The organism is Herbaspirillum sp. CAH-3 (assembly GCF_009668275.1).
Classification (GTDB): domain Bacteria; phylum Pseudomonadota; class Gammaproteobacteria; order Burkholderiales; family Burkholderiaceae_D; genus Herbaspirillum; species Herbaspirillum aquaticum.
Window position 1 is genome coordinate 1 of record NZ_VSWE01000030.1, and the last position, 26,275, is coordinate 26,275.

The 26,275-nt window shown below is 65.0% G+C and carries 26 protein-coding genes; 11 read left to right on the forward strand and 15 right to left on the reverse strand.

The genetic code is table 11. From position 1 onward, the window contains the following. Positions 1 to 101: 101 nt before the first annotated feature. From FYB76_RS25550 to phnD, 7 genes are all read right to left on the reverse strand, one after another. A complete protein-coding gene (locus FYB76_RS25550) occupies positions 102 to 1,628 on the reverse strand; it encodes an FGGY family carbohydrate kinase (RefSeq protein ID WP_154135484.1) in 1,527 nt (508 codons plus the stop codon). Then, a complete protein-coding gene (locus FYB76_RS25555) occupies positions 1,615 to 3,081 on the reverse strand; it encodes an MFS transporter (RefSeq protein ID WP_370516424.1) in 1,467 nt (488 codons plus the stop codon). Before FYB76_RS25555 ends, FYB76_RS25550 begins: the two co-directional genes overlap by 14 nt. Positions 3,082 to 3,226: 145 nt before the next feature. Further along, on the reverse strand, positions 3,227 to 4,054 hold the full coding sequence (gene phnX / locus FYB76_RS25560; protein ID WP_154135486.1) for a phosphonoacetaldehyde hydrolase: 828 nt from the start codon (positions 4,052 to 4,054) through the stop codon (positions 3,227 to 3,229). A 30-nt stretch (positions 4,055 to 4,084) separates the two neighbouring features. Continuing rightward, positions 4,085 to 5,176: an iron-containing alcohol dehydrogenase PsrA gene (gene psrA / locus FYB76_RS25565; RefSeq protein ID WP_154135487.1), complete on the reverse strand. Its 1,092-nt coding sequence runs from the start codon at positions 5,174 to 5,176 to the stop codon at positions 4,085 to 4,087. 41 nt (positions 5,177 to 5,217) lie between these two features. Next, a complete protein-coding gene (gene phnE, locus FYB76_RS25570; RefSeq protein WP_154135488.1) occupies positions 5,218 to 6,066 on the reverse strand; it encodes a phosphonate ABC transporter, permease protein PhnE in 849 nt (282 codons plus the stop codon). Further along, positions 6,063 to 6,866: a phosphonate ABC transporter ATP-binding protein gene (gene phnC / locus FYB76_RS25575; protein WP_154135489.1), complete on the reverse strand. Its 804-nt coding sequence runs from the start codon at positions 6,864 to 6,866 to the stop codon at positions 6,063 to 6,065. Before phnC ends, phnE begins: the two co-directional genes overlap by 4 nt. Continuing rightward, complete coding sequence (gene phnD, locus FYB76_RS25580; RefSeq protein WP_154135490.1) at positions 6,863 to 7,729, reverse strand: phosphonate ABC transporter substrate-binding protein; 867 nt, start codon at positions 7,727 to 7,729, stop codon at positions 6,863 to 6,865. Before phnD ends, phnC begins: the two co-directional genes overlap by 4 nt. A gap of 202 nt (positions 7,730 to 7,931) precedes the next feature. Here phnD and FYB76_RS25585 point away from each other — a divergent pair, with 202 nt between their 5' ends. The 4 genes from FYB76_RS25585 to FYB76_RS25600 all read left to right on the forward strand — a co-directional run bounded on the left by FYB76_RS25585 (position 7,932) and on the right by FYB76_RS25600 (position 10,107). After that, positions 7,932 to 8,819, forward strand: a complete 888-nt coding sequence (locus FYB76_RS25585; protein WP_154135491.1) for a LysR substrate-binding domain-containing protein — start codon at positions 7,932 to 7,934, stop codon at positions 8,817 to 8,819. Between the two features lie 68 nt (positions 8,820 to 8,887). Further along, the gene (locus FYB76_RS25590) at positions 8,888 to 9,190 is read left to right on the forward strand and encodes a Dabb family protein (protein ID WP_088753589.1); all 303 of its coding nucleotides are present in this window, start codon (positions 8,888 to 8,890) and stop codon (positions 9,188 to 9,190) included. Positions 9,191 to 9,197: 7 nt separating this feature from the next. After that, positions 9,198 to 9,632: a PaaI family thioesterase gene (locus tag FYB76_RS25595; protein ID WP_154135492.1), complete on the forward strand. Its 435-nt coding sequence runs from the start codon at positions 9,198 to 9,200 to the stop codon at positions 9,630 to 9,632. Between the two features lie 43 nt (positions 9,633 to 9,675). Next, positions 9,676 to 10,107, forward strand: coding sequence for a GNAT family N-acetyltransferase (locus tag FYB76_RS25600; RefSeq protein ID WP_154135493.1), 432 nt, complete (start codon positions 9,676 to 9,678; stop codon positions 10,105 to 10,107). A 7-nt stretch (positions 10,108 to 10,114) separates the two neighbouring features. Here FYB76_RS25600 and FYB76_RS25605 read toward each other — a convergent pair whose 3' ends face one another. Further along, positions 10,115 to 11,692, reverse strand: coding sequence for a methyl-accepting chemotaxis protein (locus FYB76_RS25605; RefSeq protein ID WP_370516425.1), 1,578 nt, complete (start codon positions 11,690 to 11,692; stop codon positions 10,115 to 10,117). A 309-nt stretch (positions 11,693 to 12,001) separates the two neighbouring features. Between FYB76_RS25605 and FYB76_RS25610 the strand changes: the two genes are divergently transcribed. After that, positions 12,002 to 13,327 carry a dicarboxylate/amino acid:cation symporter gene (locus tag FYB76_RS25610; protein WP_088753593.1) on the forward strand — a complete coding sequence of 442 codons (1,326 nt, stop codon included), beginning with the start codon at positions 12,002 to 12,004 and terminating at the stop codon, positions 13,325 to 13,327. Between the two features lie 147 nt (positions 13,328 to 13,474). On the opposite strand, the gene FYB76_RS25615 is transcribed toward FYB76_RS25610, so the two are convergent. From FYB76_RS25615 to FYB76_RS25625, 3 genes are all read right to left on the reverse strand, one after another. After that, positions 13,475 to 14,050, reverse strand: a complete 576-nt coding sequence (locus FYB76_RS25615; RefSeq protein WP_154135494.1) for a PIN domain-containing protein — start codon at positions 14,048 to 14,050, stop codon at positions 13,475 to 13,477. Then, positions 14,047 to 14,514 (reverse strand): helix-turn-helix domain-containing protein, encoded by a 468-nt coding sequence (locus FYB76_RS25620; protein WP_154135495.1) that lies wholly within the window; start codon positions 14,512 to 14,514, stop codon positions 14,047 to 14,049. Before FYB76_RS25620 ends, FYB76_RS25615 begins: the two co-directional genes overlap by 4 nt. A 117-nt stretch (positions 14,515 to 14,631) precedes the next feature. After that, the gene (locus FYB76_RS25625) at positions 14,632 to 15,543 is read right to left on the reverse strand and encodes a LysR family transcriptional regulator (RefSeq protein WP_154135496.1); all 912 of its coding nucleotides are present in this window, start codon (positions 15,541 to 15,543) and stop codon (positions 14,632 to 14,634) included. A gap of 134 nt (positions 15,544 to 15,677) precedes the next feature. On the opposite strand from FYB76_RS25625, the gene FYB76_RS25630 reads away from it, so the two are divergent. Continuing rightward, positions 15,678 to 16,376, forward strand: coding sequence for a type 1 glutamine amidotransferase domain-containing protein (locus FYB76_RS25630; protein ID WP_088753595.1), 699 nt, complete (start codon positions 15,678 to 15,680; stop codon positions 16,374 to 16,376). Between the two features lie 283 nt (positions 16,377 to 16,659). Here the strand turns inward: FYB76_RS25630 and FYB76_RS25635 are convergent, their stop codons facing one another. Genes FYB76_RS25635 through FYB76_RS25645 form a run of 3 tightly spaced genes read right to left on the reverse strand, consistent with a single transcriptional unit; the run spans position 16,660 to position 18,904 of the window. Further along, the gene (locus tag FYB76_RS25635; protein ID WP_154135497.1) at positions 16,660 to 17,508 is read right to left on the reverse strand and encodes an NRDE family protein; all 849 of its coding nucleotides are present in this window, start codon (positions 17,506 to 17,508) and stop codon (positions 16,660 to 16,662) included. Then, a complete protein-coding gene (locus FYB76_RS25640; protein WP_154135498.1) occupies positions 17,499 to 17,798 on the reverse strand; it encodes a DUF4936 family protein in 300 nt (99 codons plus the stop codon). Before FYB76_RS25640 ends, FYB76_RS25635 begins: the two co-directional genes overlap by 10 nt. Before the next feature lie 41 nt (positions 17,799 to 17,839). Then, positions 17,840 to 18,904 (reverse strand): folate-binding protein YgfZ, encoded by a 1,065-nt coding sequence (locus tag FYB76_RS25645; protein ID WP_154135499.1) that lies wholly within the window; start codon positions 18,902 to 18,904, stop codon positions 17,840 to 17,842. Between the two features lie 143 nt (positions 18,905 to 19,047). On the opposite strand from FYB76_RS25645, the gene mltG reads away from it, so the two are divergent. From mltG to FYB76_RS25660, 3 genes are read left to right on the forward strand one after another with little or no spacing between them, the layout of a single operon-like run. Continuing rightward, a complete protein-coding gene (gene mltG / locus FYB76_RS25650) occupies positions 19,048 to 20,028 on the forward strand; it encodes an endolytic transglycosylase MltG (protein WP_088753599.1) in 981 nt (326 codons plus the stop codon). A gap of 45 nt (positions 20,029 to 20,073) precedes the next feature. Further along, positions 20,074 to 20,682 (forward strand): dTMP kinase, encoded by a 609-nt coding sequence (gene tmk, locus FYB76_RS25655; RefSeq protein ID WP_154135500.1) that lies wholly within the window; start codon positions 20,074 to 20,076, stop codon positions 20,680 to 20,682. 10 nt (positions 20,683 to 20,692) lie between these two features. After that, positions 20,693 to 21,730, forward strand: coding sequence for a DNA polymerase III subunit delta' (locus FYB76_RS25660; RefSeq protein ID WP_154135501.1), 1,038 nt, complete (start codon positions 20,693 to 20,695; stop codon positions 21,728 to 21,730). A gap of 83 nt (positions 21,731 to 21,813) precedes the next feature. Here FYB76_RS25660 and FYB76_RS25665 read toward each other — a convergent pair whose 3' ends face one another. Then, positions 21,814 to 24,036 (reverse strand): TonB-dependent siderophore receptor, encoded by a 2,223-nt coding sequence (locus tag FYB76_RS25665; protein WP_154135502.1) that lies wholly within the window; start codon positions 24,034 to 24,036, stop codon positions 21,814 to 21,816. Between the two features lie 249 nt (positions 24,037 to 24,285). Here FYB76_RS25665 and FYB76_RS25670 point away from each other — a divergent pair, with 249 nt between their 5' ends. Both FYB76_RS25670 and FYB76_RS25675 read left to right on the forward strand, forming a co-directional pair. Next, positions 24,286 to 25,614 (forward strand): ATP-binding protein, encoded by a 1,329-nt coding sequence (locus tag FYB76_RS25670; RefSeq protein ID WP_154135503.1) that lies wholly within the window; start codon positions 24,286 to 24,288, stop codon positions 25,612 to 25,614. Between the two features lie 39 nt (positions 25,615 to 25,653). Beyond that, positions 25,654 to 26,202, forward strand: a complete 549-nt coding sequence (locus tag FYB76_RS25675) for a response regulator transcription factor (protein ID WP_088753604.1) — start codon at positions 25,654 to 25,656, stop codon at positions 26,200 to 26,202. The last annotated feature ends 73 nt before the right edge of the window (positions 26,203 to 26,275 follow it).

Consider the following 26,275-nt stretch of genomic DNA (forward strand, 5'->3'; position numbering starts at 1 on the left):
CCGACCGGCCTGCCCAGGCGGGGCCGCAAGCGAGGGTCCCAGTGCGGTGCCAGCGCCGACAGGTCGGCAGCGTGGCGGCTGTCCTGCCAGGCCAGCGCGACTCAACGCCCGCCCTCCGGCCAGCCATGTTCCAGTTCCGCGCACAGGCGGGCCTGCCACAGGGCACGGCGGCGAGCGCGTTCTCCGGAGTCGATGCGCGGCTTGAACACGGCTTGCAGGCGAGTGCGGGCGCAGGCGTGGGACAGGTCGTCCCACAGCAGGCCATGGCTGCCGGCCAGGTAGGCGATGCCGCGCAGGCTGGCATGGGCGGCCTGGTGGGTCCGGCAGGCCGGCACGCCGGTCAGGTCGGCCTGCATCTGCAGCAGCAGGTCGCTGGTGGCCAGGGTGCCGCCGGTCATGACCTGTGACAGCGGCAGTCCGGCGGCCTCGGCATTGGCGCTGACGCAGGCCGCAACCACTTGGGCGATGCCCTCTACCAACGCATGGGCCACTTCCGCGCGGCCAGTAGCCAGCGACAGGCCCTGCAGGGCGGCACGCGCGGTACTGCTGCGCTGGGGGGCTTGCAACCCGGCCAGTGCCGGGACGAAGCTGACCCCGCCGGCCGACTCCACGCTGCCGGCCAGGGCCAGCAAGCGCCGCGCATCGGGAAACCAGCGCTGGCGCTGGCAGGCCCAGGCCAGGACGGCACCGGTGGTGGCGCTGTAGCTCTCCAGGGCGAAGTGCGAGACATCGTTCTGGCGCCGGGCCGTTACCACCACGCTGCCGCTGCGCTCGCCATCCAGTGCGGCTGGCGCAGCGCGGGGGCCGACCAGCACATCGATGAAGCTGCCGGTGCCGTGCTGGCACAGGGCCTGGCCCGCCTCCAGGCATCCCTGGCCGATGGCGGCGGCCAGCTGGTCGCCGGCGCAGGCGCGGATGGGCAGGACCGCGCCCAGGACCTTGGCATCGCTGCTGCCGTAATCGTCGGCATCCTGGTAGAGCGCGGGCAGCAAGGCGGGCGGGAAATCGAGCGCATCCAGCCAGTCCAGCGCATAGGCATGGTGGGCCAGTACATAGGCATTGCAGGCGGTGGCATTGGTGGCGCTGGTGGCCAGCAGGCGGCGACCGCTGAGCTGCCACAGCAGCCAGGTATCGATGCTGCCAAAGCCCAGTTGTCCACGTTCCCAGGCCCGGGCTACGGCAGGGTGGCTGCGCAACAGGCGCGCCGCCCATAGGTAGGGCGAGCGGCTGCCGACCGGCCTGCCCAGGCGGGGCCGCAAGCGAGGGTCCCAGTGCGGTGCCAGCGCCGACAGGTCGGCAGCGTGGCGGCTGTCCTGCCAGGCCAGCGCGGGGGCCAGGGGGCGGCCGCTGCCGGTATCCCACAGCACGGCGCTGGCGCGCTGGTTGCACAGGCCGATGGCGCGGATGCGCAGGCCCTTCTGGCGCGCCTGGTGCAGGGCGGCGCGGCAGACGGTCAAGGTCTGCTGCCAGATCAGCGCGGCATTCTGTTCCACCACGCCGCTGCGCGGCGAGTGGGTGGGCAGCGGGCGCCGGTGCAGACAGGTGACCAGGCCATTGGCGGTGACCACCGCCGCCCGCGTGCTGGAGGTGCCGGCGTCGATGGCCAGGATGGCCTCACGGGCGTTCATGGCGTCTTCTGTCGGTGGCGATGCCGTGTGCGACGGACGCGGAGACGTGCGGGCCAGCGCCTTCCAGATCCGGATGAAACCCTGCGCGCTGTGGATCCCAGCGTAGCCGCCAGCAGGTGAGGCAGGCCATGAGCGCGACCATCGCTACCAGCAGCAGGCAATGCGCCGTACCCAGCCAAGCTTGCAGCAGCGGGAAGGAGAACAGGCCCAATGCCGCCCCGCCCGAACCCAGCGCCCCGGTCACGCCATTGGCGCGTCCCCGCAGTTCGCTGGGAAAGGACAAGGTCGAGAGGCTCTTGCCATTGCCTCCCGGTCCGGCCGCATGACACAGCAGGAACAGCGCCGGCAGAAGCAGCGCTTGCCAATTCCCCACAAGCGGCCACGAGCCCGCCAGCACCAGCAGTACCAGGCAGGTCGCCCCGAAGCCCCAGGCGCACGCCTGCCGCAGGCCCAGCCGCCGTGCCAGTGAGGGCGCCAGCAGCGCGCCGCACAGCCCGGCAAGGTTGAACAGCAGCGTGCCCCACGTGGCCTGGCGCGGATCGTCGCCGAACAGGTCCAAGCTGAGCAGGGGCAGGTACCAGCCGACGGCGAAGTACTGCACGGCCTGTCCGGCTTGCACGGCGGCGGCCAATGCCATACGCAGGCGGTAGGGCCGTCGCATCAGCCGCGCCAAGTCCGGGGCCGGTGCCGGGAGCAAGGACGGCGTGGGCGCTACGGGCTGATGCAGGAGCGCGTCCGGCACCGTGAAGCCGTGGCCGTGGTAAAGCTGTCCCATGGCATCGGCGGCCTCCTGCCAGCGCCGCTGCCGCGCCAGCCAGCAGGGACTCTCGACCAGGAACAGCATCTGCAGGTTCAGCAGCAGCAGCGCTGCCGCCGCCGTGGCGGCGACCGGATAGCGCCACAGGCTGTCGTCGGCCGCCCATTGATCGGCCGCCAGCGTGAGCAGCAGGTTGCCGCAGACGGCCAGGTACCACAGGGCCTGCCACAGGTTCAGGCGGTGCCGCAGGCGCGCCGGGGTGAGCTCGGCCAGCATCGCGATGGCGACCGCGAAATCCAGGCCGAAGGCCAGGCCGGTCAGGATGCGTCCGATCACGATGTCCGCAACATCCTGGCCGCAGGCCACCAGCACGGCGCCTGCCAGGGCCAGCACCTTGGAGAGCAGCAAGGGCCGCACCCGGCCCCAGTGATCGGCCAGCCAGCCGCCCAGGGGATGCGCCAGCAAGGAGGCCAGGGCGGCAGCGGAGGCCAGCAGGCCAATCTCGGGCGGACCCAGGCCGAGCTGGCGGCTCATCGGCGCCAGGCCTGCACTGAGGGCCGAATGGGAGAGGGCTTCCAGGAACAGCCCGCCCAGCAGCAGCCACCACACCAGGCCAGCATGGCCAGAAAGGACGGGACGGGAATCGATGAAGGCGACGACATCGTCGATGCCGCGCAGGGGGACTGCAGTTTGCACATGGCTCTCCTGAAAATGTCTGTAAGAGGCCGTAGCAAACTGCGCGCGTGGTGAGACCATCCTACAGATGGTCTCTTATCTAAAAAATCTGCCGGGCAATTCTATGAGCCCGGCGCCGGGCTTGTCAACGACTGGCGGGGCCTGTTCAGGGACGTTCGCCGATGGCCATGCGCGCGCGCACGTGCGCCACGACTTGCGGCAGGTCGGCCACCGAATCGATGACGTAATGCGCGCCGGCCTCGCGCAGGCGAGCCTCGGCCTGCGCCTTCAGGCGCGTGATGTCTTCTGCCGCAAGCTCGTCCAGTTCTGCGCGGGTCAGCCCGACTTCATTGCCCGACAACGAAATGCCGACGCTCCACATGCCGGCACGGAGTCCTTCCTCGATGCCGGGGACGGTGTCGTCGACCTTGATGCAGCCGGCCACGTCATCGATCTTCAGCGCCAGCATGTTGGCCAGTGCCATGTAGGGACCGGGCCGGCCGCCGGCGGGCAGCTCGTCACCCGCGACCACGTGGTCGGGGCGGATGCCGTCGTCGGCCGCCATCGGCAGCAGCACGTCGAGCACCTGGCGCGGATAGCCGGAGCAGGAGCCGATCTTGAGACCCTGTCCGCGCAGCCAGGCCAGCACCTGTGCGGCACCCTCGATGGGCTGCGAATACTGGCCGACCTTGGCGATCTGCATCGGCATGAAGCGGGCGTAGATGGCATCGACATCCGCGTCGGAGGGCGCCCGGCCGTTGTGCTGCTGCCATTGTGCTGCGATGGCCGTATCGTCCAGCAGCACGCGGATGTGCTGCCACTTGGACAGGCCCATGGGGCCGCGTGCCTGTTGCAGGGTGAGGTCGATGCCGAAGCTCTTGAAGGCATCGACGAAGATTTGCGTAGGCGCCAGCGAACCGAAGTCGACCAGTGTGCCGGCCCAGTCGAAGATGACGGCTTGCAGGTTGCGCGGACGGGCGAGGGATGGTTGCATGGGATTCTCCTTGGGGTAGGTCAGCAGAGGTCAGTGAATTGCGGCGATGAAGTTGCGTCCGCGCGGGCCGCACAGGGCGGCCTGCACGGCTGCCTCCCAGCGGCCTTCCAGCCCGTAGTGGGCCGGATCGGTGGACACGCCCAGCGATTCGAGCAGGCCGCCCAGGCGCGCGACGGCCTGCTCGGTACTGCTGGCATCGAAGATCTGGAGCAACAGGGCATCGACCGCGCCGTCGCGTCCCATCGCCAGGCGCAGGATGTGCGGCAGGGAAAAGGAACAGGCAATGCCATGCGGGACACCGCGCTGCAGCGTGATGTCATAGGACAAGGAATGCGCCAGCGCGGTGCGGGTATTGGAAAAGGCCAGGCCGGCCTGCAGCGCCGCCAATGCCATCTGTTCGCGCAGGGCCAGGTCGCCAGGCTTGCGTACGAGCGCCGGCAGCGTGGCCACGATGGTACGGGCAGCGCTGCAGGCCAGGGTCGAGGAGACCGGATTGCGATGCACGTTCCAGATCGCCTCGAGCGCATGCGAGAGCGCATCCAGGCCGCTGGCCAGCGTCGCCGGGGCGGGCAGGCTCAGCATCAGGCTGGCATCGATGATGGCGGCCTGCGGCCAGGTCCAGGGACGATGCAGCGAATACTTGCGCCCGCCCTGCGCGTCCCACAGCGTGGCCCAGGGGGTGACTTCGCTGCCGGTGCCGGCCGTGGTGGGGATGGCTATCAGCGATTTCAGCTGCGCCGGGTCGGGTTCAAAGCAGCTGTCTTCGCGCAGATGCGCGAGCAGTTCGTCAAAGCGCCCCGATGGCGTGGGTGCCAGCATGGCCTTGGCGCAATCGATGACGCTGCCGCCGCCGAGGGCGATCAGGCAGGGTACCTCGGCGTGGCGCTGCCACAGGCGCTGGTACATGCCGGCCAGCCAGCTCACGTCAGGATTGGGCTGGACGCTGTTGTCGATGCCGACCAGCTGTCCACCAAGCAGTTCGGCGACCTTCTGTTGCAGCCCCAAGGCAGCGGCTTCGGGAAAGGTGATCAGCAAGGCCGGTCGGCCCGCCAGCAGTGTCGGTAATTGCGCGAGGCTGCGTGCGCCAGCATGGAGATCGACAGGATTATGGAAATGCCACATGGTTTTTTTCTCTTCTTGCATCAAAACGGGGAAGGGCGGGGTCAGTGGGCGTGGCCGTCCTGGATCATGCGCCGCAACCGGCTCGACAGGGCATCCGCTGCCACCACCATCAGGGTCACCACGACGATGCAGGTGGCGGTGTCCTGGTACTTGAACAGCTTGAGGCTGTTGACCAGTTCAAAGCCCAGCCCGCCGGCACCGACCATGCCCAGCACGGTGGCCTGGCGCAGGTTGACTTCGAAACGGTAGAGCACGGTTGCGATCCAGGCCGTGGCCACCTGGGGCAGCACCCCGAAGACGATCACCTGCAAGGGCCGGGCGCCGGTGGCGCGCAAGGCTTCCAGCGGGCCCTGGTCGATTTCCTCGATGCTCTCGGCAAAGAACTTGCCGATCATGCCGACGCCGTGCACGGCCAGCGCCAGCACACCCGGAAAGGGTCCCAGCCCCACTGCCGAGACGAACACCAGTGCCAGGATCAGTTCATTGATGCTGCGTGTGACGTTGAGGCATTGGCGTACCAGCGCATGCAGGGACCGGTTGCCGTTGAGATTGCGCGCGGCCAGCAAGGCCACCGGCACGGCGCCCAGCACACCCAGCAAGGTCCCCCACAGGGCGATCTGCAAGGTTTCGATGGCAGGCGCCAGCAGTGATGGCAGCAAGCCCCAGTTGGGCGGGAAGGAGCGCGCCAGGAAGTCGCCGATCTGCGGCAGGCCGTTGGCCAGTTCGCTCCACGACAGTTGCGTGCCCGCAGCACTCCAGGCCAGGATCCAGGCCGCCAGCAGCAACACCGCCAGGAAGCCGAACCAGCCGCGCAGGGTCGCCGGACGCGGACCGGTCCACAGGTAGCCGCGCTGTTTTGATGCGGTGGCGGCCGCGGAAGAAAAATTCATGTGAGTGCTCCTGTTGCTGCCTGCACGGCCGATGCCATCAGGGGTGATTCGGCATCGTTCATTTCCGGCTTTCCGGCGTAGATGGCGTCGAGATGCCGCTCATCGAGGGTCTCGCCGGTGCCATCAAAGACCATGCGGCCCCCGGCCAGCCCGATGATGCGGTCGCCGAACTCGCGGGCGTAATCCACCTGGTGCAGGTTGCAGAGCACGGTGATGCCCAGCTCACGCGAGGCGGCACGCAGGTAATGCAGCACCAGCCGCGCGGTCTTGGGATCCAGGCTGGCAATGGGCTCGTCGGCCAGGATCACCTGCGGCTGTTGCGCCAGGGCGCGGGCGATGCCGACCCGCTGTCGCTGGCCGCCGGAAAGCGCATCGGTGCGTTGCTGCGCCTTGTGTTCCAGTTCCACCCGGCGCAGGCATTCCAGGGCCAGGGCGATGTCCTGGCGCGAGAACAGCTGCAGGATCGAGGCCAGGGGAGAAACCTGGCCGAGGCGGCCGGTCAGGGTGTTCTTCAGCACCGACAGGCGCGGCACCACGTTGTGATGCTGGAAGATCATTGCCACCTGGCGCCGCAACTGGCGTACCTGACGGGCGCCGGTGTCGGTGGCATCGAAGCCGGCCACCCGGATTTCTCCCGCGCTGGGCTGGACCAGTCCGTTCAGGCAGCGCAGCAGGGTCGATTTGCCGGCCCCGGACGGGCCCAGCACCACCAGGAACTGGCCGGCCGGCACGTCCAGGTCGATCCCGCGCAATACGGCATGGCTGCCATATTGCTTGGCGAGGCCGCGGATGTGGATCATTTCATGGCCTTCAGGTCCAGGTTCAGGATCTTGGCCGTCTCGCGCACCACGTCGTAAGCGCCGTCGGTCGTGGGGACGAAACCGTTCAGGACGCCCTGGTCACCCCACTTCACGTCCTTGATGCCGGCGAAGGCAGCAGCGATCTTCTGCTTCAGGGCCGGGTCGAGGTCCTTGCGCCAGACCATGGGCGATTCGGGAATGTCCGGCGAGGTCCACACCACGTTCAGTTCCGACTGCTGCACCACGCCCTTGGCCACGGCAGCGGCCAGGATGCGATCGGCCACGGCGGCTGCGTCGACCTTCTTGTTGGCCACGGCGAGGATGCTGGCGTCGTGCGAGCCCGAGAAGATCACCCGCGAAAAATACTTGTTGGGATCAATGTTGAGTTTTTGCAGGCCGGCGCTCGGGAACAGGTGCCCGGAAGCCGACGAGGGATCGACGAAGGCCATGGTGCGGCCTTTCAACTGTTCCAGGTTCTGCAGGCCGCTTTCCTTGCGGGTGATGATGAGGCTCTTGTAGAAGCTGCGGCCACTCTTCTTGGTCTCGGCCACGGCGAAGGCTTCCACGTTGGCCACCGAACTGGCCAGCACGTAGGAGAAGGGGCCGAGATAAGCCACGTCGAGCTTGCGCGAGCGCAGCGCTTCGATGATGCCGTTGTAGTCGGTGGCGATGAAGGGCTTGACCGGCATGCCCAGTTGCTGCTGCAGGCTGTCGATGACGGCCTTGCTGTTTTCCAGCATGGCCTGCGAATCTTCGGCCGGGATCAGGCCGACGGTCAGTGGCGGCACTGCGGCTGCCGGCCCGGCCAGCAAGGCAGAGGTGAGCGCGGCCAGGCACAAGGTGGAGAAGCTGCGTCGCTGCATGATTGCATCCTTGTTGAGGGCGTCCCGGGAACGGGACGCGGTGAGCGGGGCGCCAGCGGGCTGGTGGGTTGGCCATGGCACTCGTCAGGAGCCGTTGCGGTTGATGCGGCGCCGACAGGACAGAAGCTTAAAGAGAGATTGTGACGCCCCTGTTATCGATATAATCGTGAAAATCGGATAAAGCTATTGATAGGATCTATAGATGACCCCTTCGCAACTGCGCGCTTTCCTGGCCGTCGCCCGCCATCGCGGCTTCTCGGCGGCTGCCCGGGCGCTGGGCGTGAGCCAGCCCACGCTGACCACCCAGGTGCAATCGCTGGAGCGCGAACACAACGTGGAATTGTTCTTCCGCCGCGGCCGGCGGGTCGACCTTTCCGAGACCGCCCAGCGCCTGCTGCCGATTGCACAGAACATCGCCGAGCTTGAGCTCGATGCCCTGAACCTGCTGGTCAATTCGGGCGCGCTGCACGTGGGCCACCTGCGCATCGGCGCGGTCGGCCCGTTCCACGTGATCGAGATGGTCGATGCTTATCGCGCCCGTTATCCGCAGGTGGAGCTGTCCATCAAGCTGGGCAACTCCGCGCAATCCTTGGCGGACCTGGAAAACTACGTGACTGACGTGGCGGTGCTGGCCAGTTTCACCGACGATGTGCGCTTTCATGCGGTGCCCTACGCCGACCATGCGGTGGTGCTGTTCGCCCATCGCAGTCATCCCTTTTACCAACGCGATGCGGTCTCCCTGGCCGAGCTCGACCAGCAGCCCATGCTCATGCGCGAGCAGGGCTCCACCACCCGCCTGGCGCTGGAGAAAGCCATGCAGCAGGCCGGTGCAAGCCCACGGGTGGTGATGGAAATCGGCAGTCGTGAAGCCTTGCGCGAGGCGGTGGCGCGGGGACTGGGCCTGGGGGCGGTTTCCGAGGCGGAGTTCATTGCGGATGAACGTTTCCGCATGGTGCGCATCGAGGGCGATCCGGTCAGCACCCACACCTACGTCTATTGCCTGGCCGAGCGCAGGGAAGGGCGGCTGGTCGGCTCCTTCATGAAGATCGCCCAGCGCAACTCAGGCAACTCAGGCAAGGCAGGCGCCTGAGTTGCCTGAGGCAAAGGCAGTTTGGCTTATCATTACGGATTGTTCATTTTTGACCAGGAAGTCCTACCGTGATCAAGCATATCGTGATGTGGAAACTGAAAGACCATGCAGAAGGCGCCGACAAGGCCACCAACCTGCTCAAGATGAAGGCCTTGCTGGACAGCTGCGCCAACGTGGTGCCGGGCATCCTGAAGTTCGAAGCCGTGCTGGCCCAGCCGGGCCTGGAAGCTACCTACGATGTGGTGCTCTATTCGGAATTTGCTTCGCGTGAAGCGCTGGACGCCTACCAGGAACATCCGGACCACGTGGCCATCAAGCCCTTCATCGGTGCCGTGCGCGAAGCGCGCCAGTGCATGGACTACGAAATCTGAGGCAAGCATGAGTCTGCCCATCACCGAGGTATTCCCGCAGGGGAATCCGTACCTGGAAGCGCTGGGCGTGCAAGTGCTGGAATACGGCGATGACCGCGCCGTCATGGCGCTCACGCTCAAGCCCGAGTTCATGAACAGCTGGCACGTGGCCCAGGGCGGCATCAGCATGACCCTGCTGGATGTGGCCATGGGCCTGGCGGCGCGCTCGGGGGCGCCGGATGCCAAGTCCTCGGCCACGGTCGAGATGAGCACCAGCTTCCTGCAACCGGCCGGACATGCCGGCGAAACCATCATCGCGCGTGGCCATACCTATCATCGCTCCACGACGATGTGCTTCTGCCAGGCGGAACTGTTCAATGGCGATCGCCTGGTGGCCAAGGCCATGGGCACCTTCAAGCTGATCCGCCGGCTGGACATCTCGCGCAAGCTGGATCACGAGTGAGCCGCGGCCGGCGTTCTTTCCCTATTTTGCTGGAATACCCTACATGAACATCATCACTGGCAGCTGGGACGAGCTGCGCGCCCACGCCCAACCCATCCGCTTCGAGGTCTTCGTCGACGAACAGAAAGTGCCGGCCGACATCGAGCTCGACGACATGGACCCGCATTGCGTGCATGCGGTGGCCTATGACGAGGCCGGCCAGCCGCTGGCCACCGGCCGCTTGCTGCCGGATGGCCACATCGGCCGCATGGCCGTGCGCAAGGCCGGACGCGGCCAGGGCGTCGGCGGGGCAGTGCTGCAGGTGTTGATCGCGGCGGCGCGCGCGCGCGGCGATGCCGAGGTCATCCTCAATGCGCAGAACCACGCCGAGGGCTTCTACCAGCGCTACGGCTTTGCGCGCGAGGGCGAGCCGTTCATGGAAGCCGGCATCCCCCACATCACCATGCGCGCCCGGCTGCAAGGGGCGGCCGGTTAGGGCCTGTTCAGGCCGGTGAGGCAGGGGGTGCCAGCGGCTTGATCTCGTGCAGTTTGAAGTAGCACAGCTGTGCGCTCAGGTCGCGCGCCCGCTCGGCCACCACTTCGGCGGTGGTGGCCAGTTCCTCGGAGGCGGCGGCATTGCGCTGGGTGGTGTCATTGAGCTGCATGACCGCTGAACCGATCTCCTGCACCCCTTCCTCCTGCATGCGTGCCGACAGCGTGATCTGGTTGATCTGCTGCGAGGCTTGGCGAATGCCGTTGAGCGTGCCGGCGGCCAGGCGCTGGCTGGTCGCTTCGGCCAATTCCACGCTTTGCTGGGCAATCACGCTGATCTCCTGGGCGCTGCCCTGGCTGCGCTCGGCCAGTTTGCGGATTTCAGCGGCCACCACCGAGAACCCGCGTCCATGTTCACCGGCGCGCGCCGCTTCGATGGCCGCATTCAATGCCAGCAGATTGGTCTGGTAGGCGATGTCGTCGATCACGCCAACCTGGCGCGCGATGCCGCGCATGGCGGCTACCGTGCTTTGCACGGCTGCGCCGCTCTGGTCGGCATCGGCCGCTGCGTTCAGCGCAATCTGGTCGGTGCGGCGCGCATGTTCGCCGGTTTGCTGGATAGCCAGGCTGATGCTGCTGATGGCGCTGTGGACTTCCTCCACGGCGGCAGCCTGTTCGCTGGAGGCACTGGCCAGCGCATGTGCGGTGGCATTGAGCTGGCGCGCAGAGTCGCCCAGGGACTGGGTGAGCAGGGTGACGCTGCGCATGATGTCGGTCAGCCGGTCGCGCATGCCGTGCATCGCATAGAGCAGGCTGCTGCGGTCGCCACGGCGCAAGCTCACGGGCACACCGAGATTGCCGTCGGCAATCTGGTGCACGATGTGGGCGGCATAATCGGGCTCGCCGCCCAGCTGGCGGCGCAGGCTGAGGATGATCCAGAGCGCGATGGCCACGCCAATGGCCAGGGCCAGGCCGGCCATTTGCAGGTTGTGGGTCCGCAGTTGCCGGTAGTCGGCCAGGGCGGCTTCATAGGAGTTGCGCGTAAAACTCTCCTGCAGCTGGCCCAGCTTGGCCAGTTGGGTCGCCAGGCCCGCCAGTTCGCCGGTCAGCGCGGTCCAGCGGCGATTGGCTTGCAGCGGCTCGTTGCTGCGCAGCAGGTCCTGCACTTGCGCGCGTTGGGCGACGTAGCGCCGCCAATTCTGCTCGAAACGTTCTGCCTCGGTCTGTTCCTGCGGCTCCAGCCGGGTCGCCCGGTAGGCCTGCCAGCCTTGCTCGAAGGCGGCGTCCAGTGCCGGAATGCGTTCCAGCAGGGGCTTGATGCGATCGCTGCTGCTGCTGTCGTCACCGGCGGGAGCAGGGACATTGGCCATCATCAGGGCGCGGCCCATGACGTCGCGATTGAGGTAGAGGGCGTCGCGTACCCGGGCGATGTGGATGAGCGCCATGGTGCGGTCTTCATAGACATAGCGCAGCTTGTCATTGCTCGAGGCCATGCCCTGCATGTCGCGCCAGGCCAGCAGGAGCACGCTGCCGCACAGTACCGCTACCAGGATGGCCAGGCGCGCGGTGACCGTCAGTTTTCGTTGCACGATGTTTTCCTTGTGAGTGCCGACTGGGTCCGGAGCAAGAGTTTCCGTTCAGTCCAGCACAGAATATAGCGAATCTTGTTGCTATGCAGAATGAAGAATAAAGCTGTTTGCCTGCCTCTTTAGTGACGCTATGTGGTTTCCCACAATACCCGCCCGGAAATGACTGCGAGATACTTGCGGCCGAACCGGGGAGGGGGAGTTCTCCCGGACAAACAATAAGCACCCGCCAGAACGGACGACGATCCGACAATGGCAGGCGGCAGGTCTCCACGGACCCGCCGGTCATCCATGTTTCAAGGAGAAAGCACTATGTCGGCGCAAAAACCGCCCCTTTACAAATCCCTGTATTTCCAGGTCCTGTGTGCCATCGTGATCGGTATCGCGCTGGGCCACTTCTACCCGTCCACCGGTGAAGCCATGAAGCCGTTGGGCGATGGCTTCGTCAAGTTGATCAAGATGATCATTGCGCCGGTCATCTTCTGTACCGTCGTCATCGGCATCGCCGGCATGGAAGACATGAAGAAGGTCGGCAAGACCGGCGGCCTGGCCCTGCTGTATTTCGAAATCGTCAGTACCGTGGCCCTCATCATCGGCCTGTTGCTGGTGAACTTCCTGCAACCGGGCGTGGGCATGAATGTCGATCCCGCTTCGCTGGATACCAAGAGCATCGCCGCCTACACCGCGCCGGGCAAGATGGGTTCGGTGACCGACTTCGTGCTGGGCATCATCCCCACCAGCATGGTAGACGCCTTCGCCAAGGGTGACGTGCTGCAGGTGCTGCTGGTGGCCGTGCTGTTCGGCTTCGCGCTGCACAAGTTCGGCGGCCGCGGCACGCTGGTGTTCGACTTCATCGAAAAGATCTCGCACGTGCTGTTCTCGGTGGTGGGCGCGATCATGAAGGTGGCCCCGATCGGTGCCTTCGGTGCGATGTCCTTCACCATCGGCAAGTACGGCGTGGGTTCGCTGTTCTCGCTGGCCAAGCTGATGGGTACCTTCTACCTGACCTGCCTGCTGTTCATCTTCGTGGTGCTGGGTATCATCACCCGCCTGCACGGCTTCTCGATCTGGAAGTTCGTCAAGTACATCAAGGAAGAACTGCTGATCGTGCTGGGCACCTCGTCCTCGGAATCGGTGCTGCCGCGCATGCTGGCCAAGATGGAAAACGCCGGTGCCAAGAAGACCGTGGTCGGCCTGGTGATCCCGACGGGTTACTCCTTCAACCTGGACGGCACCGCGATCTACCTGACCATGGCGGCCGTGTTCATCGCCCAGGCGACCAACACCCCCATGACCTTCGTGCAGGAACTGACGCTCCTGGGCGTGCTGTTGCTGACCTCCAAGGGTGCAGCCGGCATCACCGGTTCGGGCTTCATCGTGCTGGCGGCGACCCTGTCGGCCGTGGGCCACGTGCCGGTCGCCGGCCTGGCGCTGATCCTGGGTATCGACCGCTTCATGTCGGAAGCCCGCGCGCTGACCAATACCATCGGCAACGGTGTGGCTACCCTGGTGGTTGCCAAGTGGAGCGGTGAACTGGACAGCGAGCGCCTCAACAAGGTCTTGAACAACGAGACCGTGGAAGACGCACAAGCACCGGAAGCGATCCTGGATCGTACGGAAGCCAAGATGCATCACTAAGCAGGGAGGCGGGAAGTATTCCCGCACTCGTTGCCTCATCGGCCCCATCCCCGCGTCTTGATTGGCGTGGCGATGGGGCCGATGTCTTTGGGAGCAGCCTGTTGATGGGGAATGCGCGGCGGGCAATGAGGAGCCGACCATCTGGTTTCAGAGGACGGCGCGATAGGAGCAGAGCGCCTTGACGGTCTGCACCAGCCCTTGGCGCAGCAGGATATCGAGATAGGTGTCCACGTCGATCGGTGGATTTTTCAATCTGGCGCGCTGTTGTTGCGCAGCGGTTGTGACTGCTGCGGCATCCAGGTCCATCAGGTTATGGACGAATTCGTCGGGATGTTGCGGTTCGATGCCGTAGGGGGCGAGTGCTTGCGGCGGAAAGTCGCGCGCGTTGAACGTCACGATGACGCTTGCACCGCATCGAATGGCTGCCGCCAATACGTGTCGGTCATCGATATCGGGGAGGGACAGGGCCGGTATCAAGTCTTCATATCCTTCCACCAGGCTGTCAGGGATAGCGCGGTCCATCAGGTCGGACGTCCGGTCCAATTGGGCTTTTGCAAGGTCGGGGCGATTGATCAGCAGATTTCGCTTCCATTCGTCGTGAATGGTCCTGCTCCAGCGTGCGCGAAAGCACCCCGAGAGCCCCAGGCACATGAGGAAGTCCCGCAAGGCGGCGGGATAGAGAACGCATGCGTCGTAAAGGGCTGTGAAGGGGGAATGCCTCATTCGTATCCCATTCCCAATTCCTGGGCCTGTTGCGCGAGTTCGTCCAGGGCTTCCGTGCTGATTCGTTGGCGCTCTTGTTTGTAGTGCATCAGGTCGGCAAATTTCACACGCCGATGCTTGCCTGCCCGATGGAAGGGGATCAGGCCATCTTCCAGCAGCTTGACGAAATGCGGGCGCGAGACGTTGAGCAGGTCCGCCGCTTCCTGTGTGGTCAGCTCGGCGTGTACCGGGACTACGCTGACCGCATTGCCGTCGGCCAGCTCAGAAAGGATCTGCACCAGCAGGCGCAAGGCCGAGGTGGGCAGTTCGACGGCATGCGGGCGGTTGTGTTCATCGAAAATCTGGATGCGCTGGGAATCGAGCTTGGTGCTCAGATAGGCGGCCAGTGCACGCTGGCCCTTGACGGCGATCTCGACTTCCTTGGCGGCGGGGAGTGACATGTTGGAGGCAGCGGACATGCTCATGAAGGCTCTCGGCGGAAAAAGTTGATCTGGACTGGTCGGAGCATTTTATTCGAAATATTCGAAAATCGCAATAAACGAAAAACTGATCCCTCCGGACTATCTTGTCCGTCCGGATCTTCAAGGCCGCACCGCCTGCATCACGAAATCCACAAACGCCCGCACCCGCGCTGACAGATGGCGATTGTGCGGATACAAAATGGAAAAGCGCCGGGTGCGGTGTCCGGCTGACTGCAGCACTTCCACCAGCTCGCCGCGTTGCACGGCCGATTGTGCGATGAAGTGATAGATCTGGAACAAGCCCCCGCCCGCGATGGCCCAGTTGACGCAGCCCAGTACATCGTCATGGATGCGTTGCCGGCTCTGGAAATGGAAATCCATGTCGCGTCCCTGTCCGTCCTTGAAGATCCACGGCATCGCGCGCCCGGTGCTGGGCAGGATGAACTGGATGCAGTCATGCTCCTTCAGTGCTTCCACGCTGGCGGGCGTGCCACGCCGCGCCAGATAGGAGGGCGCCGCAAAGACGCCCAGCGTGGCTTCCTCCAGCGTATGGGCGATCAGCCGCGAATCCTGGGGCACGCCCAGGCGGATGGCGAGGTCGTAGCCCTCTTCGACGAAGTCGATGACGCGGTTGGCGATGCTCAGTTCCACTTCGATCTGCGGGTAAGCCGCCTGGAAGCGCGGCAACAGCGGCAGCAGCCGGTAGTGCGCGTAGGGCGTGCCAACGCTGATGCGCAAAGGGCCGCTGGGCACTTTCTGCTGGCCGGTGAGGATGCGTTCGGCCTCGGCGATCTGTTCCAGCGCCTGGCGGCATTGTTCGTGATACAGCTCGCCCTCGCGGGTCAGCCGGATCTGGCGCGTGGTACGGGCGAACAGGCGTACACCCAGTCTGGCCTCCAGCCGGCTGATGGAACGGCTCACCGAGGCCGGCGTCACCCCCAGCGCCTCGGCGGCGGCGGTGAAGCTGCCCAGTTCCGCCGCCTTGCAGAACAATTCGATACTGCCTAGCTGGACCGGGTCGAAGTGGCGCATTTGTTCAGTGAGGTAATGAATGATTTAAGTGGGAGGCAGTTTATCTTCGATGGTGATGGGAATAAAGTGGTGGCCAGCGTGGTAATGCTGTTTTTATGCAGATGCCATCCCTCCCTCGTGAAGAAAGGAACAACATGAAAAAGCCCAATATCCTGATGATCGTCACCTCCAGCAGCCGCATGGGCGATACCGACAAGCCGACCGGCCTGTGGGCCGAAGAGCTGGCGGCGCCTTATTACGCCCTGGTGGATGCCGGTGCTTCGGTGGTCATCGCGTCCACCGCCGGTGGCCGGGCACCGATCGATCCGGGCAGCGTCAAGCCGCAAGGCCAGAACGATGCCATCGTCGAACGCATGCTGGCTGACGAGGAACTGCAGCAACGCATCGCGGCTACGCGCCCATTGGGCGAGATCGAAGTCGCCGCCTTTGACGCCGTGTTCTTCCCCGGCGGCCACGGCACCATGTGGGACCTGCCCACCGATGCCAACGTCAAGAAGACCGTCGAAAGCGCCTATGCTGCCGGCAAGTTCATTGCTTCAGTCTGCCACGGTGCCGCTGGCCTGGTCTCGGCCGTGAAGGCCGATGGCAAGCCGATGGTGGCCGGCAAGCGCGTCAATTCCTTCACTGATGCCGAAGAGCGTGAAGTCGGCCTGGCCGAAGTGGTGCCCTTCCTGCTGGAAAGCCGTCTGCGTGAACTGGGGGGTGTCTTTGAAGGGACCGACAACTGGCAGGTGTTTGCCATCCGTGATGGCCAGCTGATCACCGGCCAGAATCCGCAGTCCTCCGAACGTGTGGCAGAGATGCTGCTGGAAGCGCTGGAACTGGGCGCCTGATCGGCGACGCTGCCGGGAAGAACCAAGGGCTGTCCGCTGGCGGGCAGCCTTTGTCTTTTTCACCTGCGTGGGCGGTCGGGCCAGCTGGTTTGCCGGGACGAATGGCACAGGCGAAAAAAAAGCCCACGACCTTGCGGTGTGGGCTTCAATCCAATTCTTTAGGAGGAAATTGGAGGAGACAGGTGTAACTTTACTGCTCCGCACCAAATTCAGCCAATTTATCTTTCGTATATCAGATATTCGATTTGATTATTTCTTGATGTGCTCATGTGAAGTCGCCTCATCAAGCTGGGCGCATGGTCTCGTCCTGCAGACCGTCTCCTGGTGAAGCTTCCTGCACGCGTGGTTTGCACGCAATCTTGCAAGCCTTGTCCGTGGCCGGCTCGGCACTATATTGCATCGCCATAGGATCGACCACGTGCTCGGTCAACACCGGTTCACCGACGATGGGCACGCGCAGCACCGTCGAACAGCGGGTGCCGTAGTCCGGGGAGCGGATGAAGATGGGCGAGAGCATGCGCTCTTTTTCCAATCCCACCCCGGTATCGGGCAAGCGGCAATCATTGGCGCGGGTGCCGTCGGTGAGCATCTCGAAGAAGGTCTCTTCCGGCGCGCCCTGGCACAGCAGGCTGGCGAATTGCGCCTTGGCACGGGTGAGCTTGGGCCAGGGGGTGTCCAGCAAGGCGTTCGATACCCCATAGACGCCATATTCGAGGGGCTGTCCGTTGCGCGGATCGTCCTGCCCCCGGTTGGAATACCACACCATCGTTTCCCGGTTGCCCAGCAGCAGGTTGAAACCGTTGTAGCGCTGCGCCTGCGGTTCGATCTGGCGCAGGTAGGCTTGTGGATCGAGGTCGCCGGCGAGATAGTCGGCCACCAGCTGCCCACGTGTGGGAGCGTCGGCGCGTCGCTCCGAAGGCGCGCGCACATTGGTGAGCGCCGCAAAACGTCCGTCCCGGGTCACGCCCAGCCAGGTGCCGCCCCCTTGCAGGTCGCGCCCGGCATAGACCTGGGGATGGTCGGTCCACCAGCCGGCATCGGCGGCGGGGCGGGCATAGAATTCGTCACGGTTGGCCGCCAGGATGAGAGGCATGCCGGGGATGACTTTCCAGGCGAAGATGATCAGGCACATGGCGCGACATCCTCGAACTGTTCGACGTGGCGTTCGCCGCGGATGAGGGCGGCGGCGCCGGAATCCTCCAGCGCGCGGTCCAGGGTCCGTGTGAAGTCTTCTGCCGAAGCCGGCAGGATGCCCTGGTAGATTTCCATCCAGGTCTGCAGGCCGTCCTGTTCCCCGGGACGGCGCTTGAGCGCGCCAGCGATGCCCAGGCGCGCTTGCAGCATGGCTTGCACGCCCTTGATCTTGCCGAACAGGGGCGTCGCGTGTGCGCTGTCGACCCGGTAGTAAATGTAGAGATCCATGGTTGCGTCCCTATGGCTGCACGGTAGCGAAGGCGCGCCGCTTATTGCGGATCGGCCAGCTCATAGGGAAGCGTGTGGAAATGCAATGCCGGGCCGTCGGCCGCACCCAGGTGCACGGCATCCTCGGCGGCGGCCAGCTTCATTTCCACCAGCGCCAGTGCATGGTCCGCGTCCAGTGCTTCGGCATTGACGACCATACCGCAGGGCTGCCCCGGATCGGCGGCCGCAAAGATTTCCTGGCCGGCACGCGCCCCGGCGCTGGCGATGGTGGCCAGCATGGTGCGGCGCTTGAGCTTGCCCAAGTACTGGCTGCGCGCCACGATTTCCTGGCCGGGGTAGCAGCCCTTCTTGAAGTTGACGCCGCCGATCAGCTCGAAATTGATCATTTGCGGCACAAACTGCTCCTGCGTGGCTTGCACGATCCCCGGCACGCCGGCACGGATCTCCGAGAGCCGCCAGGCCAGGCTGGCCGTGGGCGTCAGGTGCTGGGTCAGCTTGGGCCAGGCGGCGGTGAGGGTGTCGACCGCGGCGATCCACTGATAGCGCGCACTGCCGGCGGCATCGGCCAGTCGGATCAACGTGCCGTGGCTGTTGTCGATCTTGCCGTAGGGGGCTGCCGGCAGGACCGGGAACCACTCCGCCAGCGCATTGGCCGTGGCCGGTCCAACCAGGCCCAGTACCGCCCGCTCATCGCTGGCATCGGCCAGTTTGGCCTTGGCCCGCATGACGAACATCTGCAGGCGCTTCTGGATTGCCGGCTGCAGGCTGCGCGGCAATTGCAGCCAGATGGCCTGCTCGTCGCGCCACATCAGGAAGGTTGCCAGCAAGCGGCCCTTGGGCGAGCAGTAACCGGCCAGGCGGGCGGCGCTGCCGTCGAGCTGTTGCACATCATTGGTGAGCTGGCCGTGCAGGAAACTGGCGGCGTCTTCGCCGGTGGCAGTGATCAGGCCCAGGCTGGTGAGCGGGCTCATGAAGCTTTCCAGGCTTTGCGGTGCCGGGGCGGTGGCGCCGAAGCTGGTTACGTCGGCACTCTCGGCGCCGAACTGGGCGCCTTGTTGCGCCAGGAAGTCACGCCAGCCGGAGTGCGAGGAGGTCATTTCTGTCATAGGAAATCTTTTACGGATTACGTCTTGCCAGGTCGGTCTGTCCGGCAAATTAGGCAACTGTCGTGCCAGCGATTATCATTGATGCCTCGATTATAGTGATCTCCGAAAAATCGCGTCGGAGCAACAAGGATTTCGCCTCTGGTATGAAGAAGTTATTTGTGACATTGCTGGTGCTGGCGGCCCTGGTGGCGGGGGCGGGTGTCTATTGGTCCAAGCAGCCCATCGTCGACCCCAGCGGCCAGGTCATTGCCTTCACGATCACGCCGGGTGCCGGCGTCAATGGCGCCGCCCAGCAGATCGCCGCTGCCGGCGTACCGGTCAACCCCGACCTGTTTGCACTTTACGCGCGCCTGTCCGGCGAAGGCGGCCGCATCAAGGCCGGCAGCTACGAGATCAAGCCCGGCTACACGCCGCAGCGCCTGCTGCTGCAACTGGTACGCGGTGAATTCGCCCAGGAAGCGCTGACCGTCATCGAAGGCTGGACCTTCAAGCAGATGCGCAAAGCCATCGCCGATCAACCCGCCCTGAAGCATGACACCGCCACCTGGACCGACCAGCAGATCCTGGCCAAGCTGACCAACGAGTACACCTATCCGGAAGGCCTGTTCTTCCCCGATACCTATCTCTTCGCCAAGGGGGCCAGCGATATGCAGGTCTACAAGCAGGCCTTCGCCCTCATGAGCAAGAAGCTCAACGAAGCCTGGGCACGGCGCGACCTCTCGCTGCCGTACCGCACGCCCTATGAGGCACTGACCATGGCCTCCATCGTCGAGAAGGAGACCGGGCAGAAATCCGAGCGCGGCATGGTGGCCGGGGTCTTCGTCAACCGCCTGCGTACCGGCATGCTGCTGCAGACCGATCCGACTGTCATCTACGGCATGGGCGACCGTTACCAGGGCAAGATCCGCAAGGTCGACCTGCTCACCGACACGCCCTACAACACCTATACGCGGGCAGGGCTGCCGCCCACGCCGATTGCCTTGCCCGGAGCCGCCTCCTTGGCCGCCGCCTTGAACCCGGACAAGACCGAAGCTTTATACTTCGTGGCGCGCGGGGATGGCACCAGCCATTTCTCCAGCAACCTGAACGAGCACAACCAGGCGGTGAACCGCTACCAGCGTTGAGCCGGTCTTTCTTTTACGTTTTATTCATTGAGTAGCGATACCTTCATGGCATCAGGCAAATTCATCACCTTCGAAGGCATCGACGGCGCCGGCAAGTCGACCCATATTCCTTTCGTCACCGATCTGCTGCGCCAGCGCGGCCTGGCCGTGGTCGCCACCCGCGAACCCGGCGGCACCGACCTGGGCGAGCGACTGCGCGAACTGGTCCTGCATCACAAGATGCACCTGGAAACCGAAGCCCTGCTGATGTTCGCCTCGCGCCGCGAACACCTGGCCCAGGTCATCGAGCCGGCGCTGGCGCGCGGCGACTGGGTCATCTCGGATCGTTTCACCGACGCCACCTTCGCCTACCAGGGCGGTGGCCGCAGGCTGGCGCTGGACAAGCTGGACAGCCTCGAACAATGGGTTCATCCCCATCTGCAACCGGACCTGACGCTGCTCTTCGATGTGCCGCTGGAAGTGGCGCGGGCGCGTCTGGATGCCGAGCGCACGCTGGACAAGTTCGAGCAGGAAAAAGCTGACTTCTTCGCCAACACCCGTGCTGAATACCTGCGCCGCGCCGCGCAGTTCCCGCAGCGTTTCCGCCTGATCGATTCCACGCGGCCCATCCCGGTGATCCAGGAAGAACTGCGCGCCATCGTGGCAGCGCTGTAAGGGAGGCTGCATGTCCGTGACTTCTTCCGAGGTATTGCTGCCCTGGCAGGGCGAGAGCTGGCGCCAGCTGCAGCAGTTGCGCGAGCGCTTGCCGCATGCGCTGCTGTTCTATGGGGCGGCCGGTACCGGCAAGACGCGGTTCGTCGAAGCCTTCGCCAAGTCCCTGCTGTGCGAATCGCCCACCCCGGAAGCCCATGCCTGCGGCGTGTGCGCCTCCTGCACCTGGTTCTCGCAATCGAATCATCCTGACTACCGGCGCGTGCGCCCCGAAGTCCTGGACGATGAGACCGCTGAAGACGAGGCAGGTGAAGAAAAGAAAACCGCCAAGGCCAGCAAGGCCCCCTCCAAGGACATCAAGATCGACCAGATCCGCGCGCTGGCCGATTTCATGAACGTGTCGACCCACCGCTCGGGCTTGCGGGTGGTGATGCTCTATCCGGCCGAAGCACTCAACACGGCAGCGGCCAACGCCCTGCTCAAGACGCTGGAAGAGCCGCCGCCGGGCACCATGTTCCTGCTGCTGTCCAACCGCCTGGACCGGCTGCTGCCGACCATCCTGTCGCGCTGCCGCAAGTTTGCCCTGACCGCGCCCGGCCATGATGAGGCGCTGGCCTGGCTCAAGCAGCAGGGCGTCAAGGATGCCGATGCCTGGCTGGCCGAGCAGGGCGGAGCACCGCTGGCTGCGCTGGAAGCCGCCCAGGGCGAGGGCCGTGAAGCGTTGGATGAATTGCTGCGCCACCTGGCCCAGCCGGGCGTTGACGGTGCCTTGCGGGCCGCCGACAAATTGCAGAAGACGCCGGCGGCTGACCTGGTCGGCTGGGTGCAGCGCTGGCTGTATGACTTGCTCTCGCTGAAGTCGGCCGGGGTGGTGCGCTACTACCCGCGTTATGGCAAGGAACTGGGACGTCTGGCCGAGCGGGTCGATGTGCTGGCGGTGTCCAAGGCCTTGCGCGGCATGGGCGATCGCCGCGCCATCGCCGATCATCCCTTGTCGGCCAAGTTGTTCATTGAAGAAATGCTGATCGATTACGCGCGGCTGTTCGACTGACGCTGCGCGTGTTGCATGCAAGATCGCCCGGCTTCCCCTGGAGGGGACGCCGGGCGATTTTTTTCGACAATCCTGCAGGCCCGTTAGAAGGCGACCGAGACTGAGGTAGTGAAGGTACGCGGATTGCCTGCGACCAGATAACCCGAATTGGAGGCTCCGCCGGCCGATTGCCAGTAATTGCGGTTGGCCAGGTTTTCGATGGCCGCGCGGAAGGTGACGGCGCGTCCACCGATGTCGGTCAGGTAGCGTGCGCCGAGGTCATAGCGGACCCAGGACGGCACTTCCAGCTGGTTGGCTGCATCGACGTACTGGGTCGAGGTATAGGTGGCGCGACCATTGACGGTCAGCCCACGCACGCCCGGCACATCGACTTCCAGACCAGCGTTGGCCTGCATGGTGGGCACCCCGATCGCATACTTGCCATTGTTGACGCCGCCGCTGGTCTGCACCTGCTTGGCATCCAGGAAGGTCAGGCCCGACAGGAGGCGCACACCCTTGGCGAGCTCGCCATAGGCCGTCAGCTCCACGCCCCGGTTGCGCTGCTTCCCGTTGGTGGATTCAATACGCGTGACGGCATCCTTGTAGGACAGCGGCCGGTCGGTAGTGAAGAATGCAGCGCCCAGGCCCAGGCCCCCCAGTTCATATTTGACGCCGACTTCCTTCTGCTTGGATTTGTAGGGGGAGAGCACCTGCCCGTAGTTGGCGGCGGTAGTGTCGGTGATCTGCTTGCCTTGCTGCAGGCCCTCGATGTAGTTGCCATAGAGGGAAAGATTCTTCGCCAGCCGGAACACCACACCGGCCATGGGCGAGGTGGCGCTCTGGTCGTAGTGCGCCGTGTTGAGGTGGGTGTTGTAGGCGTAGGTGTCCGACTTGAGCTGTTGCTGGCGCACGCCGACGGTCACCAGCAGGCGGTCGTCGTAGAACCCCAGAGTATCGGAGACCACGGCACTGAGCAGATTGGTCTTGATGGTCGTCTGCGGATCGGCCAGGCTGTTGCCCAACGTGGTCAGGGCCGGCCGGGCGTAGCTGCTGGGGTTGTAGAGGTTGGTGGCCAGCGCATAGGAGGGCGACAGGCCGTAGGCATTGCGCGAGTCCAGTGAATACGCCGAGGCAGCTGCCACCAGCTTGTGGGAGACCGTACCGGTCTTCAAGCGGGTGCGCACGCCCACTTCGCCGGTGGCGACGTCGTCCTGGCGGGCGTTGTCGAAGCGGTAGGTGGAGGCCGCGCCGCTACTGGCATTGTTCACGCGTACGCCCGACAGCGAATTGTTTTCCGTCCCCTGGCGGGCGCCAAAGGCTGCCCAGGCGGTGGTGCTGGAAGAGAGGTCCCACTCGCCGCGCACGGTGCCGAAGATGTCGCGCGCGTTGGAGTACGACCAGGGCTGGGCATAGTTGGCCGAACCGCTCGGGGCCGCAGGCAGGCTGGTCAGTCCGCTGCCCAGGGTGACGCTGGGGCGCATGTTGTTGAGGTTGTTTTCCTGTATGCCCAAGTCCGCCGAGAGGCGGAAGTCATTGCCACGATAATCCACGCCCAGCGAGAACAGGTTGGTCTCGCGTTTCTCGTTGTCCACGCCCGTACCGCCGGCATGGCGCGCGACATTGACGCGCACGCCGACACGATCTTGCGGACCGAAACGGCGCGAGACGTCCAGTGCGGCCGATTTGCTGTTGCCGGAACCGTAGCCCAGGGTCACATCAGTGAGCGGTTCGTTGGCGGCGCGCTTGGGAACGATGTTGATGGTCCCGCCCAGGCCGGCATCGCCCGGGGTGGCGCCATTGAGGAAGGCGCTGGCGCCGTACAGGACCTCGACCCGTTCCATCATCTCGGCGGCCACATACTGGCGCGGCAGGATGCCGAACAGGCCGTTGTACATCAGGTCGTCCGAGTTGGCGATGAAGCCGCGGATCATGTACGACTCCTGGAAGTTGCCAAAGCCGCGCGTGGTCCGCACCACGGGATCATTCTTGAGCACGTCGCCCACGCCTTGGGCCTGCTGGTCGGCAATGAGCTGCTGGGTATAGGCCACCGAACGGACCGGGCTGTCCAGGTTGTCGACATTGCCCAGCACGCCCAGGCGACTGCCGCGCGCCACCTGGCCCCCGGCAAATTCGGCCGGCAAGCCATCGGCGGAGGCATCCGCCGATGCATTGACCGTCACGGTAGGCAGCGGCTGGGCAGCGGAAGTCGCAGCTGCAGTGGCGCTGCCGGTCTCGGCAGTCTGCGCCAGTGCCGGCAGCGGAACGAAAAAGGCCAGCGCCAGGGCGGCAGCGAGCGGATGGAGGCGGGGAGAAGCTACTGGAGTCATGACGATTCTTTCAGGAATTTCAGCGAGAAATGAACGGTTGAAAGCGAAACGGCGCCAAGTATAAGTGCAAATCGTTATCATTAGCGTTCAATATTTCACTTTCTGCGTGGTTTGCATGAAAGGTTTGTCACCTGTGCATCTTTTGCTGTCCGACAGTAGTCGACGCGTGCGCTCTCCAGGCAGGCCGGACCGCTGCGGCAAATCGCCGCGCCCGATGGGAAGCGGGGCAGCGGATCGTATAATCCGGGCATGACGTCTCTGACCTCCTTCTTCATTCCCGCACCGGATCAGGTGAACCAGCCCCAGCACCTGCTGCTCTCGCGGCTGTACTGGCTGCGCTGGGCCATGGTGGCCGGCGAGCTGCTGGTGTTGGCGGGGGCGCATGCCTGGCTGCATATCGCCTTGCCCCTGCCGGCGCTGCTGGCCTTGATCGCCCTGCAGGCCCTCATCAACGCTGCCACCTGGCTGCGCATGCGCTGGGCGCGGCCGGCCGAGCAGGCCGAACTGTTCATGCAATTGCTGCTGGATGTGGCGGTATTGACGGCGCTCCTGTATTTCTCGGGCGGCTCGACCAATCCCTTCGTTTCCTTCTACCTGCCGGCACTGGCGGCAGGCGCAGCCACGCTGGCCTGGCCCTATGCCTTGCTGCTGGCCGTGTGCGCGCTGGGGTGCTACTCGGGGCTGGTGTACTTCTACCAGCCGCTGCACATCCACGACCACGGGCAGGCGATGGCCTATCACCTGGCCGGGATGTGGATCAATTTCTCGATCTCGGCCTTGCTCATCACCTGGTTCGTCAGCCGTATCGCGGCCGCCGTGCGCTTGCGCGACGGGCAGCTGGCACAGGCACGCGAGCGCCAGCTGCAGAGCCATCGCATCGTCGCCCTCGGTACCCAGGCCGCTGGCGCCGCCCATGCGCTCAATACGCCGCTGTCCACGGTGGCCGTGATCGCCGGGGAACTGCGCCGTGACATGGCCAGCAATCCCGCGCTGGCGGCCTATGAGGAAGACGTGCGCGTGGTCGAGGAACAGATCGCCGTCTGCAAGGCTGCCTTGGAAAACATGCGGCTCGACGCCGATGCCCAAGCGCGCAACGAAGACAGCGCGCCCATCACGCCCTGGCTCACCAGCCTGCTGGAGGGCTGGCGGTTGCGCCATCCGGCCGTGCTGCTGGCGGCCGAGGTGCATCAGCCGGGCTGGCAGGCCAGGCAGTTGCAGGACCTCTCGCAGATCCTGCTGACCTTGCTGGACAACGCCGCCCACGCCGTGCGCGGCCTGGGCCATCGCGGCGAGATCCGCATCCGCCTGGCGCCGGACGAGGCGGGCGAGGGCGCATCCGCCACCTCCGGCAAGGCGGGGCGCGCCATGGCCATCATCGAGGTCTCCGACAATGGCGCAGGCATCAGCCCGGAGCTGTTGCAGCGCCTGGGCCACGGGCCGGTGGCCAGCAGCTCGGGCGGCTCCGGCATCGGGCTGATGCTGGCCTCGGCCAGTGCCACCCACCTGGGCGGCAAGCTGAAGCTGCGCTCTTCACCGGGGCAGGGCACGGTCGCGCGGTTGCGCTTCCCCCTGGCGTGAGCCTCCACTTTTCATTCTCCTGGTTTTACGGATTTCCTCATGAGCGCCGCCTTCCTGATCCTCGATGACAATGACGTCTTTGCCAGCACGCTGGCACGTTCGCTGGCACGGCGCGGCTTTCGTGCCGTCGTCGCCCATAGCGGCGAAGAGGCGCAGGAAGCCGCACGCCGCGAACGCTTCGATTACGTCACCATCGACCTGCAGCTGGAGAAAGATTCCGGCCTGCAGTGGGTCGCGCCGCTGCGCCAGGCGCTGCCGCAGGCGCGCCTCCTGGTGCTGACCGGCTATGCCAGCATCGCCACCACGGTGCAGGCCATCAAGTCCGGCGCCGACAACTACCTGGCCAAGCCGGCCAATGTGGATTCCATCCTCTCGGCACTGTCCTACGTGGCCGAAGGCGAGGCGGTCGCTGAGCCCGCATTGCCGGTGGAAGAAGCCTCGCCGTTGTCGCTGGAGCGCCTGGAATGGGAGCACATCCAGCGCGTGCTGGCCGAGCATGAAGGCAATATTTCCTCGACGGCGCGGGCGCTGAACATGCACCGCCGCACCCTGCAGCGCAAGTTGGCCAAGCGGCCGGTGGCGCGCTGAGCGGCCATCGCCGCGCCCTGTAACGAAAGGTAAGCACCCGCCAAGCAGGGGCGACAGCCTGTCGGCATGGCTT